The sequence below is a fragment of the Pseudomonas sp. Marseille-Q8238 genome, assembly GCF_965111915.1.
Genome location: NZ_CBCOPI010000001.1, coordinates 849346 through 864897, shown reverse-complemented (window position 1 = coordinate 864897; position 15552 = coordinate 849346). Strand labels below are relative to the sequence as shown.

Genomic DNA, 15552 nt, shown 5'->3' with positions numbered 1-15552 from the left:
CCAGGCATTCCTTTACTGATCAGGGAGTTTGTCGAGTGACGCTATCGCCACGCACGATTTCCACCGTTGTCCGTCCTTCCCCGCTCGAGCGGGCAGTTGCAGAGCCTCTCGGTATCGGTGCAGCGGCGGGACGACCGGCAAGCTGGTCGAGTCGCAGCAGGGAGCGGTTCGTATCATCCAGAGTCATTGGTTGAAGCTCGCCTGCGCGATAACGCGCCAGCAGCTTCTCATCCGCGCTGCGTACTGCCAGGCGTAGCACACCGGCCTCGCTCGCCAGCATGAGACGGGTCACCTGATCTTGCGGAACCGCCAGTACAGCGGTGCGGGGATTGCGGCGCTGCGCCGCCTCTTCCTCAGTGGGCGGCTTGGCCTGACCGTCATTAGACAGCCCGAGGATAGGCCCGATGCTCAGTAAACGCAGGGCAGGCAGGGCGACCTGGGCAGAACTGGGGCGTTGCCCATCCTCGCGCATGTACAGCAGCACATCGACATAGTCACCTGGCCGCACGTGGTGGCCCGTACTGACCACTTCATCGATCGGTACTGCAATGGCGCGCTCGTCTGCATGAATCATCTGCGCCAACGGCCCGGAGCCAGAAAAATGCTGTTCAGAGAGCAGAATGCCAGCCGGCACCGTGCTCCAGCTCACCCGGCCAACCACCTCTTCAATGGTTTTGAAACTCCCAGCCGGGACGACCTGCAGCTGCTCGACCACCAGGTCCTCAGGCGTCAGGGGAACGAATGGCTGTATGGGGCGCGCAGTCATCACGACAGCCGTACGCATGACGGTTATGCCGTCGGCGTTCGGCTCGATGGTCGGGGCGCTGGTGGCGAGACCTTCCTGAACAGGCTCATGGGATGGCTGGCTTTGCCTGACGCCCCAATAGCCAGCAGCTACAGCACCGAGCATCAGCACGGCGGCCAGGGAAAGGGTCACGCGACTATCCATACGGACAACTCCTTTGCCGTTACAGCGATGCACTCAGGCCTGCCGAGCCTGAGCTTCTGCGCTGTCCAATCACACCACTCGTCTGGAGCATAGAGTCAATTCCGGAAATGCCCAGAATTGAGGCAGCATTTTTTTCTATGAAATAACGCCAATTAATCAACACCATAAAATTGGCAAACGCCGCACTATCACTTTGCGACTAATACCTTGTAGAGGATTGCGCGCTCATCAGGCCTGGACTATCCCTCAGTACGTAGTCATATGCCGCAAGGAGCAGCACTATGTTCATCAAAGCGTTGGTACAGCGAATCAAACTCTTCCTGATCGAGGAAAAAGGAGCGTCCGGTATCGAATATGCAGTGATCGCCGCCATGGTTGCGTTGGTGCTCATTGGTTTCATGAGTGGCGACGGCAGCATTGGCGACAATCTGGACAAGATCTTCACCAAGATTTCCGAAGGCCTCGGCGGTGTTGCTGGCGGCGGCGGTGGTGCGGGTGGCGGTGGCAGCTAGTCACATCAGAATGAAGAAATCGATGTCCGGGATGGAGCCGAGACAATGAGCAACCCAACACCCATCCGAGAAGAATTGCTGCTCGTAGATGACGAGGAGGACATCCTCCTCGAACTGGCCGAGATGCTGGAGCACGAAGGATTTCGCTGCCACACGGCGCTCTCGGTACGAGCAGCTCTGGAGTTGCTGGACCAGCATCCGGACATTGCGCTGGCCATTACCGACCTGCGCATGCCGGATGAAAGCGGCTTACGCCTGATCCAGCGACTGCGCCAGAGCGTCGCCCGCCAGAATCTGCCCGTGATCGTTACATCCGGGCATGCCGAGATGGAGGATGTCATCGAAGCCCTGCGCCTGCAGGTCGTGGATTTCTTCCGTAAACCCATCTATCACGACCGCCTGTTCGAGGCACTCAACCGACTGTTTCCGCCGCCGCCAGTACGCCTGGTGCGCTAGACCGTTTTGCAGCAGATTCATTAGGTGGCCAACCCTGCCTGATGAATCCCGCTCGTCTGTCGCATGACCCGCATTCATATGCCACTTCCCCGCGTATGGGGTAGAATCCCCGCCCTCTTACAACCGCCCAGCTGATTCATCAGGGGATTGCCATGTTCAGCCGTGATTTGACCCTCGCCCGTTACGACGCCGATCTGTTTGCCGCGATGGAGCAAGAAGCCCAACGCCAGGAAGAACACATCGAGCTGATCGCTTCCGAGAATTACACCAGCCCAGCGGTGATGGAAGCGCAGGGTAGCGTGCTGACCAACAAGTACGCCGAGGGCTACCCAGGCAAGCGCTACTACGGTGGTTGCGAGTACGTCGACGTGGTCGAGCAACTGGCCATCGACCGCGCCAAGGAGCTGTTCGGTGCCGACTACGCCAACGTCCAGCCGCACGCCGGCTCGCAAGCCAACAGCGCCGTGTACCTGGCCCTGCTGCAAGCAGGCGACACCATCCTGGGCATGAGCCTGGCCCACGGTGGTCACCTGACCCACGGCGCCACCGTTTCCTCGTCCGGCAAGCTGTACAACGCTGTGCAGTACGGCATCAACGATCAAGGCCTGATCGACTACGACGAAGTCGAGCGCCTGGCTGTCGAGCACAAGCCGAAGATGATCGTTGCCGGTTTCTCCGCCTACTCGCAGGTGCTGGACTTCCCGCGCTTCCGTGAAATCGCTGACAAGGTCGGCGCTTACCTGTTCGTCGACATGGCCCACGTGGCCGGTCTGGTTGCCGCTGGCGTGTACCCGAACCCGGTGCCGTTCGCCGACGTCGTCACCACCACCACCCACAAGACCCTGCGCGGCCCGCGCGGCGGCCTGATCCTGGCCAAGAAGAACGAAGAGATCGAGAAGAAACTCAACTCTGCCGTTTTCCCAGGCGCCCAGGGTGGTCCGCTGGAGCACGTCATCGCGGCCAAGGCCGTATGCTTCAAGGAAGCCCTGCAGCCTGAGTTCAAGACCTACCAGGAACAAGTGGTGAAGAACGCCCAGGCCATGGCCCAGGTGTTCATCGACCGTGGTTTCGACGTGGTTTCCGGCGGCACCAAGAACCACCTGTTCCTGCTGTCCCTGATCAAGCAGGACATCACCGGTAAAGACGCCGACGCTGCCCTGGGTCGCGCCTTCATCACCGTGAACAAGAACAGCGTACCGAACGACCCACGTTCGCCATTCGTCACGTCCGGCCTGCGTATCGGCACCCCAGCCGTTACCACCCGCGGCTTCAAGGAAGTCGAGTGCCGCGAGCTGGCCACCTGGATCTGCGACATCCTGGAAAACATGGGCGATGAGTCCATCGTTGACCGCGTGCGCGAGCAGGTCAAAGCGGTCTGCGCCAAGCTGCCGGTATACGGCAACTAAGCACTGACGCAGCAACGCAAAAGCCCCGGCCTTGGCCGGGGCTTTTGCGTTTCAGGCTTAGAACCTGTTCACGATCTCCTAGCTCGCGGCCATACGGCGTTAAAAACGCCCTCGGAATGCTCATTTACCACTCGTAAACTGCGCTTCCTCAGACGTTTTTGCCTTGTCTGGCTCTAATCCAGAAAATCGTGAACAGGTTCTTAGAACATCGTCAGAAATGCGCCTCGCTAAGCTGCATCAGCGAAGAGGCACCCGCCAGCATCATCTGTGCGTGTGCCTGGGCACGCGGCAGGATGCGCTGGAAGTAGAAGTCGCACGTGCCCAGCTTGCCCTCGTAGAACAGGCGCTCATCGCTGCCCTGCTCGAGCGCTTGCTCGGCTTCATACGCCATGCGCAACCAGAAATAACCCAGCACCAGATAGCCCGAGAACATCAAGAAATCGACGGCTGCAGCACCGACCTCATCCGGGTTCTTCATCGCAGCCATGCCGGCCTTCAGGCCCAACGATGCCCACTGCGCATTGAGCTCACCCAGGGTCTTGGCATAATCCCCCAGACGGGCATGGGCACTGTGCTGCTCGGCAAGCGCCTGGACCTTAAGGCTGAAGCCACGCAGCAGCTTGCCCTGGCTCCCCAGCACCTTGCGCCCCAGCAGGTCGAGCGCCTGAATGCCGTTGGTGCCTTCGTAGATCGGGGCGATGCGGCAATCCCGTACCAACTGCTCCTGGCCGGACTCGCGGATATAGCCGTGGCCACCGAATACCTGCATCCCCAAGAGCGTGGTTTCCATGCCGCTGTCGGTCATGAAGGCCTTGCAGATCGGCGTGAGAAAGGCCAGTTCGTCAGCCGCGGACTGCCGCTGTTCGGCATGCTGGGCAGCCTCGGCCAGGTCCATCTGCTGGGCCGTGTAATAGGCCAGGGCACGCGACCCTTCATTCAGCGACTTCATGGTCAGCAGCATGCGCCGCACGTCCGGGTGCACGATGATCGGGTCGGCGGCCTTGTCCGGCGCCTTGGGTCCACTCAGAGAACGCATCTGCAAACGTTCACGGGCATAGCTGACGGCGTTCTGGTAGGAGGTCTCACCGAGGCACAGGCCCTGCATCGCCGTCGCCAGACGCGCATGGTTCATCATGGTGAACATGCAACGCAGGCCACGGTTGGCCTCGCCCAGCAGGAAGCCCTTGGCATCGTCGAAGTTCATCACACAGGTGGCGGCACCCTTGATGCCCATCTTGTGCTCCAGCGAGCCGCACGCCACGGTGTTGCGCTCGCCGCACACGCCGGGCGCGGTGGGCAGGAACTTGGGCACGACGAACAACGAAATGCCCTGGGTGCCAGCCGGCGCGCCTTCGATACGCGCCAGGACCAGATGCACGATATTTTCGGTGATGTCCTGATCGCCGGCGGAGATGAAGATCTTGGTGCCAGTGATGCGATAACTGCCATCGGCCTGCGGCACCGCTCGGGTCTTCAGCAAGCCCAGGTCGCTGCCGCAGTGCGGCTCGGTCAGGCACATGGTGCCGCCCCATGCACCGCTGATCATCGACGGCATGTAGGTGTCACGCAGCTCCGCGCTGCCGTGAGCGGCCAGGGTGGTCAGTGCGCCCTTGGTCAGCCCGGCATACATGTACCAGGCCGGGTTGCAGGCGCCGAACATGTCGGTGAGGAAGACCCCCAGCGACTCGGGCAGGCCCTGCCCTCCGTGGGATTCCGGCGAGGACAGGCCCGACCAGCCATTCTCCATGTAGCTCTGGTAGGCCTGCTTGAAACCGGGCGGCGTATACACCTGGCCGTTTTCCAGGCGGCAACCATGCTCATCCCCCACGGCATTGAGCGGAAACAGCTCCTGCTCGGCAAAACGTGCGCCCTGGTCGACCACTGCCATGACGGTCTCGGCGTCCAGCTCCGCATGGCCTATGGCCGCATAGTGCTCGGGGTAGCGATACAGCTCGTTGATGAGAAATTGCATGTCCCGGACCGGGGCTTTGTACTGCGGCATGATGAGTTCCTTGTCAGGCGACGGTAGGCAATGGGATGTCGCGGGCGTGCAGCACGCCGCGACCGCTTTCGCTTGCGGTTTCGATCAGCACGCCATAGCGCTGTTCGATGATGTTGCGTTTGACCTTCAGGGTTGGCGTCAGCTCGCCGCCATCCACCGACCAGAGATCGTCCAGGAGCAGCAGCGCCGACAGTCTCTCGTGCTTTTCCAGGGACTCATTGAGCTCGGCGAGCAGGTTGTCGAGCTGTGCCATGCGTACCGTCTGATCGAGACCCGCTGCCTGCGGCGCGAGAATCACCAGGGCCAGTGGCTGGGTACAGCCTGAACCGACCACGCAGACGTGTTCGACCAGCGGCGACGCCGACAGCGCATTCTCGATGGGTGCCGGGGCGACGAACTTGCCCTTGCTGGTCTTGAAGTTGTCGCGCACACGGCCGATCACGCGCAGCAGCCCCTGGGCATCGACTTCGCCCATGTCACCGGTATGCAGGTAGCCATCGGCATCCAGCGCCTCGGCGGTCCGCTGTGGGTCGTTGAAGTAACCGAGCATGTTGCCCGGGCTGCGGATGAGCACCTCGCCATCGCCGGCCAGGAGCACGTCGACATCCGGGCAAGCCGGGCCGATCCAGCCTGGCGGCGTGACGCCGACCACACCCAGGTGCGAGTAACCGAAGTTCTCGCTCATGCCGAACACTTCGATCATCGGCAGGCCCAGGCGGTTGTACCAGGTGAGCAGGCTGGGCGGCACCGGGGCCGCGCCGGATACGCCAAAACGGGCGCGATCCAGCCCCACCACGGCGCGAGCCTCTGTCTGCTGCTCGGGCGTGAGGGACACGCCCTGCTCGATCAGCTCGAGCAACGGGCGCGGCATAAAGGCACGCATGGCCTGGAACAGCTTGATCCAGATGCGCGGCACACCGAAGAAGACGTCCGGCCGGCTGTGCTTCAGGTCTGCGATGAAGCTGTCCTGCGATTCATTGAAGAACACCCGCAAGCCCAGATGCAGGGAGCCGCACTCCACAGCCAGACGCTCACCCACATGGCTCATCGGCAAGTAGGAGAACACCGTGTCACCGGCCTTCAGGTTGCTCAGTTGCGCCCACTGCCACGAGGCCACTGACGCGGTGCGGAAACTGTGCATCACCCCTTTCGGCTCACCGGTGGTGCCGGAGGTGTAGATGATGGTGGCGCAGCGCTCTCGATCGGGACGCGGGCTTTGTGCCAGTGGTGCATGGTTGGCCTGGATGGCCTCCCAGCGCACGCTGTCGCCGGCATCACGGCACAGCGGCGTGGCGATCTTGTGCACACCCTCTGGAATCCCGGCATGGGCGTCGGCGATATCCAGCTGGCCGATGACCACCGCCACCGCCTGGCTGTGCTGGAGAATCTGCCGCACCCCGTTGCCCGCCAGGGATGGGTACAACGGCACCGACACATGCCCCGCCATCCAGATCGCCAGATCGGCGATCACCCAGTAGGCGGAGTTCTTCGAATACAGGGCAATCCGGCTGCCCTCCGGGTAACCCTGCGCCTGCAAATAAGTGGCCAGGCGCCGGGCCTGTTCGCCCGCCTGTGACCAGCTCAGGTCATGGTATTGACCACCCTGGGACTGGGTCAGGTAAACCTCGTCGGCACGCTCCTGCTCGAAGCGATAAAAGCTCTCCAGCAAGGTGGGGAAATCGTCTTGATCAGCCATGCACGCATTCCTCTTATTGTTATGGGGGAAATCAGTTCAGCCGGTCCCCATTGATCCAGGTGGCATGGAAGCCTGCCGGCACCTTCACCGGGATGATCACCCGCGCCAGCGGCCCGTTATCGAGGGCACGGGCGTCGAAGATCTGCAGCTCGCTGCGCCCGGTGGCGACGTTGATGCAGAACACCACGAGGTAGCCGTCATCCTCTTCCGCCGAGCCGACCCGGGGCGCGAACCAGGGCTCGCTGTACCAGGCATTGACGGGGTCATCACTGAAGGCGCCGACACACGCGCCGGTATCCAGGTCGAACTTGCGGATACCCATCCAATGCAGCACGTCTGGGTTGTGGTCGACCAGGTAAGCCCAGCGATTGCGCCGCCCCTGGAACGCCAGGTTCATGCTGGGGAACTCGACGTTGTGCTCGGCATTGAGCACGCTTTCGTGCGTAGCGCCGGTCACCAGGTTCATGCGCCAGATCCACAAGCGTGCATGCATGCGCAGTTGGGCGATATCGGCCGCAGTGGTTTCCGCGTCGATCTGCCCATCGGGGCCTTCGCACGGCATGTAGCGGCATCCGACCATCACCAGCTCATCGCCCTCTTCCCAGGCATTGATGGTGTGGTAGATGAAGCACGGGCTGAAGTCGAACCAGCGCACCTCGTCCGCCTTGCCGTAACGTGGAATGACGCCGAGGCGAGTCGGCAGGCTGGGGTCGAATTTGATCTTGTGCCGACCATGGCGCAGCGCCTCCGGGCAATGCACCAGCGGCAGGTCATGCAGGATGCTGTAGTGCTTGGAGATGGCCATGTCGTGCGGCATGCGCGAACCCGGCAGCTGGATCGGCACCTCATGGCACAACTGGCCATCCGCGCCGACGACGCCGTAGCTCATGTAGGGCGATTCGGACCAATAGTCGAAGAACATCATCTCGTCGGTTTCAGGGTCTACCTTGCTGTGCGCCGACATGCCATTGCCCAGGCCCTTGTAGGGCGCCTGACCACGGGTTTCCAGGGTTACCGGATCGAGCAGATAAGGGATCCCGGCCTGATACCAGCTGACCACGGCATGCCCGGCATGCCCCACCACATCGGTATTGGCGGTGTTCTTCAGCGGGTTGTCATCGCGGCCCTTGCGGGTATCCATGATGCCGCGATGAGTTGCCTGGCCGGCGCTCAGCTCTTCTTGCAAGCCCTCGGTCTGCACCCAGCGATTGCGGTAGGTGACCTTGCCGTTGGCGAAGTGGGCGCTGTGGATCATGCCGTCGCCATCGAACGCATGATAACGACCAGCCGGGGCAAAACGCGGATTGGGGCCGTTGCGCAGGTAGACGCCATTCAGGTCAGCCGGGATCGTGCCCTCGACCTCGAAGTCCTGCAGGACTCGCTCATCCGGCACCGGGCCGAACGCTCCGCTCAGGTAGAAACCGTACTCTTCGCCGAATGGCGCATCAGGCGTTGCCGGGGTGGCCATGGAATACCCTCGTTGTTGTTATAGAGAGGAAATACCATGTCAATTTAGTTCAGCTATAAAAGTCAGGTCAATCTAAAATGCGGCAGAATCAGCCAGGCAAATTCATTTAGATTCACGAAAGAAAGCAAGAGTGCGAAATCTGCCTGGAGACAGATTTCAGTTCAGCTATGGTATCAATCGAGTGCGATGCGAGTGCCGCAGGCCACGCAGGTGTAGTCGAGACTCAACCAGGACGTGCACGGCACATGGAGCAAGTCCCACCCCTGCTCGACCATCGGCTTGATCGGCAACCAGCGCATGCCCCATTCGCGCATCGCCATGATCACCGGGTACAACTCCAACCCCCGTGTGCGCAGGGCATAGCCACCATCGTCCTGACGGGCCAGCATCTGAGCGCTGAGCAGGATGTCGAGGCGGTTGGCGAGGATGTTCGGCGCAATGTCGAGGCAGCTCTGCAGATCACCATACCGGCGCAGCCCGAAGAGCAGGCCACCGATCAACAGTGAACTCCAGCGGTCACGCAGCCAGACCTCCGCACTGATCTGCAGCGGGTCTTCGACCTTCTCGCTACCCGGCGCACTGCGGGTACGCCGGTAGTCGGGCACCGAGGCGGCGTAGGCCAGAGGCCCGCGCATGAACAGCGGCTTGACGTGACTCGGGCGCAGTTCCTGTGCGCAGTGCCGGCATTCGATGCGCAGATGCAGCGGCTCCTTGCAGTGGTCGCAACACAACCCCAGGTCAGGTGCCGCCACTTCGCCCAGCCAACGACGGTTCCATTGGTCGAGCAGGAGAAACACCGGCTTCAGCGCCCGCCCCTGAGCGGTGATGCTGTACTCGAAGCGTTTACCACTGTTGCCGTAGGCCTGCTTGTCCAGGCACTGCTGCTCGTAGAGGGTATTGAGCCGCACGGACAGCGCCGCACGGGATACCCCGAGGCGCTCGATCAGCTCATCGAAACGCAGCGGTCCGTGGAACAAGGCACGCAGGATCGACAGGTTCCAGGGATCGGCCAGCACATCCAGCACGTCATGCAGGATGCTCGTGCGAACCAGATGAAAGCTCTGCTCCAGAGTCGGGTAAACGTAGTGGCCAGCATCCATGATGTTCTCGTCGGCAGTAAAACCCGCACTATCTTAACGGAGAGGCCGCCCCCTGTGCGGGAGCGGCCTTTACAGCGCTTAGCGAATGCCGGCCTGGCGCAGGGCGCTAGGTGTGAAATCGGCGGAACTGAAGCGCGCCCCGAACTGGTAGCCCGCATTTTCCTCGTTGTTCATGCCCAGGGCGATGTAGCGCCCGGAAAGCAGATCGTAGAGGGTTTCGACGCGGTACCACGGCACCTGGACATGGTAGAACTGCATCGCGTGGCCTTCACCGACACGCCACAGACCGCCACGGCTGTCGTAGTGATCCACGGTCGCCACCTGCCAGGTGTCCTCATCGATGAAGAAAACACGCTTGGCATACAGGTGACGCTGTTCCGGTTTGAGGTTGGCTTCCACCACCCAGACACGGTGCAACTCATAGCGCGTGTGATCCGGGTTGAGGTGGCCGGCCTTCACCACATCGTCGTACTTGAGCTTCGGGTCTTCCAGCAGGTAGCTGTTGTAGGGAATGTAGATTTCCTGCTTACCCTTGATGGTCCAGTCGTAGCGATCCGGCGAACCGTTGTACAGGTCATAGTTGTCGGCCGTACGCAGGCCATCCGCCGCCGTACCCGGGCCATCGTAGGCCACCTGCGGCGCCAGGCGCACGCGGCGCTGACCGGCGTTGTAGATCCATGCCTGACGCGGCGTACTGGCCTGGTCCATGGTCTCGTGGGCCAGCAGTGCAGTACCCGCCAGACGCGACGGCGCCAGCACCTGCTGCTTCATGTAGTACAGCACCCGTCCCGGTGCCGAGGCATTGAAGTCCGTCAGTTCCTCACGCGTACTCATCTGATCGACGAACAGCACGGGGGTGTAGCTGCCATTGACCTGAGGCGTGACCTGCACGAACTGGCGCTTGACGCTGCCACCGCGGTAGCGACTGATGTGGTTCCAGATAGCCTCGACACCCGTGCTGGCGAAGGGAAACGGCGTCGAAACCTCGAATGCCTGCATGCCGTAGCCATTGGCCGACAGGCTGGCACCGGTAACGTTGCGGGCAGCCGCCTGGGCCACCGAGTCCGGCACCGCGGCGGTGCGATGAGTCGGGTAGACCGGAATGCGGAAGGTCGTCGGATAACGCTGCAGCAGCGCCTTCTGACCCGGCGTCAGGTTGGCCTCGTACTGCGCGGCGTTCTGCGCCGTGATGACGAATAGCGGTTTTTCGCCAGCAAAGGGATTGCCGAGACGGCCATTGGCCGAGACCGGCGCCGCATCACGGGGCAGGCCACCGGTCCACGCCGGGATGGTGCCCGCGGCATTGCCGGCGCGCTCGCCGCCCAGCGGGGTGTAGGTCTTGCCGAGTTCATCGGCGGAGATGGCATTGGCTGCCAGCAGCGGGCTGGAGAAGCCCAGCACCAGAACCAGCGCACTCAACTTGAAGTAATTCATGCTCAGAGCTTCCTCAGAAATTGACGCCCAGGCTCAGGGCCAGGAAATCGCGATCGCGCGCCACGTCGAACTCGCCACCAAAGAAATTGGTGTAGGCGATGGACGCGGTGTAGGTATTGCGGAACTCACCGTCGAGGCCGACGCTCACCGCCTTGGTGCCCTCGCTGAAACCACCGGTCTGCGGCGAGTAGCCCTTGACGTCATGGGAGAAGGCCAACGAAGGCCGCAGGTTCACCCCGGCAAACACGTTCGGGTAATCCAACCCCGCCCGCAGGCGATACCCCCAGGATGTACGCGTGACATAGCCATCGTTGTTGCACTGCGGCTGAGTGCCATCCACCGCACAAGGTGCGCCATTGGCGTTGGTGCCCGCACCGAAGACGTTGTCGCGACCGAAGCGCAGCGTGTCAGTGCTTTCCAGGCCACCCACACGCGTGACACCTGCCTCACCGACCAGGGTCAGCGCACTGGCGCCCAGCACCTGGTTCCACATGTGTACGGCGGTAACCTGGGCCTGGGTCACTTCCTTGCGAACGTAACCATTGATCAGGGTGCCCGGCTGAATGTTGTAGCGCCCCGACTGCACAGCTGGTGAAGCCGCACCATTGGTGATCAGCGCCAGCATGTCCACGGCGTTGAGCTGCACCGGCATGTTCGGCCGGTAGCTGATTTCCCCCGACAGCGCCGTACCGGTTGGCAGGTTGGTGGCGAAGCTCAGGCCGTACAGGCGGATGTCTTCTGGGTATTCCATCATGTAGCGCGAAGTACCAATCAACACCGCGCCACCCAGTGGGCCCATACCCGCAAGACCCGGGCTACCCACCAGATTGGACGCATAGGCCGAGAGGTTCGGCGTACGGCTGTGGTAGTTCATCGCGTAGGCACCGAACTCGGTGTTCAGCGGCGCCGAGAAATAGCGCAGCGACAGGCCCCACTGACCATCATCACGCGGCGTGTTGTCCGGTGCACGGGGTACGGCGATACCCTCGGCATCGAACACCGGGTGGTAGCCAAGCGTCGCCAGCTGGGCAAGCGCGCCCTGCAACAACCCTGCCCCACCAGTAATGCCACTAACCAGGTTGGGGACGTTCGGCCCGATATGCGCCACGTTGCAACCGCTCGGCGCAAAGTCGGCACGGGAGAAGAAGGTGCCGCAGTTTTCCATCACCGTTTCACGCCAGCGCAACTGATAGAAAGCTTCCAGGCTCAGGTCCGTGGTCAGGGCCTGGGACAGGTAGATCATCGGCACCGGAATCAGGCCTTCCTTGACCTCGGCACCGGGCCGGCGGAAGGCGGAAACGTCGATCGGGTTGATGCTGTTGATCCCGCCCCCGATGAAGGTGCTCTCACCCCAGCTCACCACCTGCTGGCCGAGGCGAACCGTGCCCGGCATCTCGGCGATGGCGTAGTTCTGGTAGACGAAGGCATCCAGCAGCTCGGCGCCACTGCCCTTGGCCGCGGGCTTACGGCCGCTGTCATCCAGCTCCTTGAAACGCGGCGTGTCCTTTTCCAGGGCGTAGTCGTACCAGTACTTGCCGCGCATGAAGAGACCGGTGTCCCGGTAGCGCAACTCCAGCTCGTGAATACCCTTGAAGATCTTCGAGAAGGCATCCCCACGGCGGTAGTTGAGGCGACCATCATCGCCCGCCGAGGACAACGCGCCCTCGCCCCCGTTATTGGCACCAATGAGTTTCTTGTCCGGGTTTTCCATGGACCAGCTGAAACCAACCGACAGCTGACTGTCGAACGAACCTTCCAACTCCCCGTAGCTGAACACACCAGCCTGAGCGGACGCACAGGCCAGCGCCAGCGGCAACAGCGAGAAACGAAGGAGCGGGTGCCTGTTTTTTATTTTTCTCATCAAAGCAGCCTCTTCAAATAGGGGACATTCTTGTATGGCGACCCGCTTCCCCTGGCAGCGGGCCTCATGGATTTACAACACCTCGAGCAAGCAGGCCGTCGCCACCCCCGCACCACCACAGATCGCCGCTACACCGTAGCGACCACCGTGCTGACGCAGGTTGGCCAGAAGATCCGCCACCAGCATCACCCCGGTCGCCCCCAAGGCATGGCCGCGCGCCAAGGCACCGCCCGCGATGTTCAGTCGTGCGTCAGGAATGCCCAGGCTGTCGCGAAAGTGCAGCGTGGTCGCCGCAAAGGATTCGTTGAATTCGTACAGGTCAATATCGCTCGGCGACAGGCCATGGCGGGCCAACAGTTTGCGCACCGCCGCCGGCCCCTCCTCGAGCATCGGCACCGGCTCGCCCGCCACGCTGACGACATCCAGTACGCGCGCCAACGGCACACGACCGATGCGCTCACCCAACTCGAGGTTGCCCAGCAGCGCCAGCGCCGCACCATCGGCGGGAGCCGGGGCATTGGCGACCGAGTGCACGGCCTGCCACTCCCCCTGATACCAGTCCTGCAGCCAGGGACCGCACTCGGCCGCCTGTTCGCCAAACACCGCCGGCAACGCTGCCAGCCGCTCCAGCGTCAGAGAGGGGCGCACCATTTCGTCACGCTCGAGCACAGGCGTGCCCGTGGCATCCACCAGGGCTTGCAGGAATGGATGCTCAGCGCTGCGCGCCGCACGCTGATGCGACTGCAACGCCCAGCTATCCAGGGCGTCTCGCGAATAGCCATGACGGCGAGCCAGCAGGTCAGCGGCCACGCCCATGGGCACGAACCCCGTGGAGGCTCGAACAGCGGCATCGCTGAACCAACTGCCCCGATCGGAGAACATCGGCACCCGCGAGGTGCTTTCCACGCCACCCGCGACGGCACAGACATCGCCACCGCGTACACGCCCAAGGGCATAACCCAGCGCATCCAGACCCGAACAGCAGAAGCGATTCAGGGTCAGCCCCGGCACGGACTTGTCCATGCCGGCATGCAACCAGGCCGTGCGCGCCAGATTCGCGCCCTGCTCGCCCACTTGGGTCACGCAACCCAGAGCAAAATCTTCTGGCAACGCAGCCGCCCAGCGCTCACGGCGAGGCACCAGCAAGGCAGCGAGCAGGTCGACAGGCGCAATGCCTGCCAGCGCGCCGTCAGCCTTGCCAGCACCGCGCGGCGTGCGCACGACCTCATAAAGGAAAGCGCTCACGGCTCGCCCACCACGAAGCAGGCGGTAGCCGTTGCACTGCCACCGAAGTTGAGCGTGGCGACACGACGCGCGCCCTCGACCTGGTAATCACCCGCCAGACCACGCACCTGCTTGAAACCATCGAGCAGCATGCGCACGCCCGTGGCGCCAACCGGGTGACCGGAACCGATCAGGCCGCCACTGGGGTTGATCGGCAAACGTCCGTCGAAGGCCAATGCACCCTCTTCGATGAACTGCCAGCTCTGCCCCGGTGGAGTCAGGCCGAAATGGTCGATGGCCATGTACTCGCTGACGGTGAAACAGTCATGCGTTTCGATCACGTCCAGGGCATTGGCATCGGCAAGCCTGGCGCGCGACAAGGCGTCTTGAATGGTTGACCGCAGGTGCGGGAAAACCCAGGGGCTGTCGCCACTGATCGCCAGCTTCTCCGCCAGCGACATCGGGCCACCACGGTGCCCCCACCCCAGAATCGGTACGGGCGCCGGTTGCGCCGGGTAGTCACGCTGATAACGCTCGGCAAAGGCATCCGACGCCAGAATCAGGCACGCCGCACCATCGGTGATCTGGCCACAGTCGGCCCGGCGCAGGCGCCCCTCGATCAGCGGGTTGAATTCATCGTTGGCGGCGAAGTGCGCATCGGTCAGCTGCCAGGCGCGGGTCTGCGACAGCGGGTTGCGTTTGGCGTTGCCCAGGTTCACCCGGGCGATGCTGGTCAGGTGGGCCATGTCGACGCCATAACGGCGGTCGTATTCATTGAGCACCTGGTCGAACATGTGCGGCCACAGGTAGGTGGCTGATTGCCCCTCCTCGCCTGCCCAGGCTGCCGCGCCGAGAAACTCCGCCGCACGCTGGCCGCCAACATTGCGCATCAGCTCTGCACCGACCACCAGCACGCAGTCGTAATGCCCGGCCTGGATATCGGCCATCGCCGCCAGAATGGCCATGCTGCCCGAGGCGCACGCCGCCTCATGTCGGGAAGCGGGCAGATCGTGCCAGGCGGGATACAGGCGATTAACCAGCCCACCGAGCATGCCTTGCCCGCAGAACAACTCACCGACGAAGTTGCCGACATGAATCGCCTGCACCCGCTCGGGCTCCAGGCCGGTGACATCCAGCGCCTGCGCACAGACCTGCTCGAGCATCTGCGCCAATCCCAGTCCTTCACGCGTCCAATTACGCGCAAAGTCCGTCTGCGAACCACCGAGTATCGACACACCGGTCATCTTGGCCTCCTACAGGACCACCCCCGCAAAAGGTCAGTCCGTAGATAATTTTTAGTATTCTTATAAAATCAAAAGGCACAATCATCGCCGGCGATACATCTCGATAAATCAGCCAGATAAAAGCTTATTAAAGCGCACACAAAGCCAAGCGACGCTTTGAAATTAAGCCATTCAGTTCAACTACGCAAGCAATATCCCAA

The 15552-nt window shown here is 62.3% G+C and carries 12 protein-coding genes; 3 read left to right on the top strand and 9 right to left on the bottom strand.

The genetic code is table 11. From position 1 onward, the window contains the following. Window positions 1-19: 19 nt before the first annotated feature. On the bottom strand, window positions 20-949 hold the full coding sequence (cpaB, locus tag ACWPW0_RS03820) for a Flp pilus assembly protein CpaB (protein ID WP_447589161.1): 930 nt from the start codon (window positions 947-949) through the stop codon (window positions 20-22). A gap of 281 nt (window positions 950-1230) precedes the next feature. On the opposite strand from cpaB, the gene ACWPW0_RS03815 reads away from it, so the two are divergent. The 3 genes from ACWPW0_RS03815 (at window position 1231) to glyA (ending at window position 3323) form a co-directional block, all read left to right on the top strand. After that, window positions 1231-1461 carry a Flp family type IVb pilin gene (locus tag ACWPW0_RS03815; protein WP_454254477.1) on the top strand — a complete coding sequence of 77 codons (231 nt, stop codon included), beginning with the start codon at window positions 1231-1233 and terminating at the stop codon, window positions 1459-1461. Between the two features lie 45 nt (window positions 1462-1506). Then, a complete protein-coding gene (locus ACWPW0_RS03810; RefSeq protein ID WP_447589158.1) occupies window positions 1507-1917 on the top strand; it encodes a response regulator in 411 nt (136 codons plus the stop codon). A 152-nt stretch (window positions 1918-2069) separates the two neighbouring features. After that, window positions 2070-3323, top strand: a complete 1254-nt coding sequence (glyA, locus tag ACWPW0_RS03805) for a serine hydroxymethyltransferase (RefSeq protein WP_447589156.1) — start codon at window positions 2070-2072, stop codon at window positions 3321-3323. A gap of 211 nt (window positions 3324-3534) precedes the next feature. Here glyA and ACWPW0_RS03800 read toward each other — a convergent pair whose 3' ends face one another. The 8 genes from ACWPW0_RS03800 to ACWPW0_RS03765 all read right to left on the bottom strand — a co-directional run bounded on the left by ACWPW0_RS03800 (window position 3535) and on the right by ACWPW0_RS03765 (window position 15352). Next, window positions 3535-5325 (bottom strand): acyl-CoA dehydrogenase C-terminal domain-containing protein, encoded by a 1791-nt coding sequence (locus ACWPW0_RS03800; protein ID WP_454254476.1) that lies wholly within the window; start codon window positions 5323-5325, stop codon window positions 3535-3537. Window positions 5326-5338: 13 nt separating this feature from the next. After that, window positions 5339-7021, bottom strand: a complete 1683-nt coding sequence (locus tag ACWPW0_RS03795; protein ID WP_454254475.1) for an AMP-binding protein — start codon at window positions 7019-7021, stop codon at window positions 5339-5341. 31 nt (window positions 7022-7052) lie between these two features. Beyond that, window positions 7053-8489 (bottom strand): carotenoid oxygenase family protein, encoded by a 1437-nt coding sequence (locus tag ACWPW0_RS03790; protein WP_454254474.1) that lies wholly within the window; start codon window positions 8487-8489, stop codon window positions 7053-7055. Window positions 8490-8662: 173 nt separating this feature from the next. After that, window positions 8663-9589, bottom strand: coding sequence for a winged helix-turn-helix transcriptional regulator (locus ACWPW0_RS03785; RefSeq protein WP_454254473.1), 927 nt, complete (start codon window positions 9587-9589; stop codon window positions 8663-8665). Window positions 9590-9667: 78 nt separating this feature from the next. Continuing rightward, window positions 9668-11023: a DUF1329 domain-containing protein gene (locus ACWPW0_RS03780; RefSeq protein WP_447589146.1), complete on the bottom strand. Its 1356-nt coding sequence runs from the start codon at window positions 11021-11023 to the stop codon at window positions 9668-9670. 13 nt (window positions 11024-11036) lie between these two features. Then, entirely contained in the window at window positions 11037-12875 is a 1839-nt protein-coding gene (locus ACWPW0_RS03775; RefSeq protein ID WP_454256690.1) for a DUF1302 domain-containing protein, read from the bottom strand. A gap of 81 nt (window positions 12876-12956) precedes the next feature. Beyond that, window positions 12957-14129 (bottom strand): acetyl-CoA C-acyltransferase, encoded by a 1173-nt coding sequence (locus ACWPW0_RS03770; protein WP_454254472.1) that lies wholly within the window; start codon window positions 14127-14129, stop codon window positions 12957-12959. Next, the gene (locus ACWPW0_RS03765) at window positions 14126-15352 is read right to left on the bottom strand and encodes an acetyl-CoA acetyltransferase (RefSeq protein ID WP_454254471.1); all 1227 of its coding nucleotides are present in this window, start codon (window positions 15350-15352) and stop codon (window positions 14126-14128) included. Before ACWPW0_RS03765 ends, ACWPW0_RS03770 begins: the two co-directional genes overlap by 4 nt. Window positions 15353-15552: the final 200 nt, after the last annotated feature.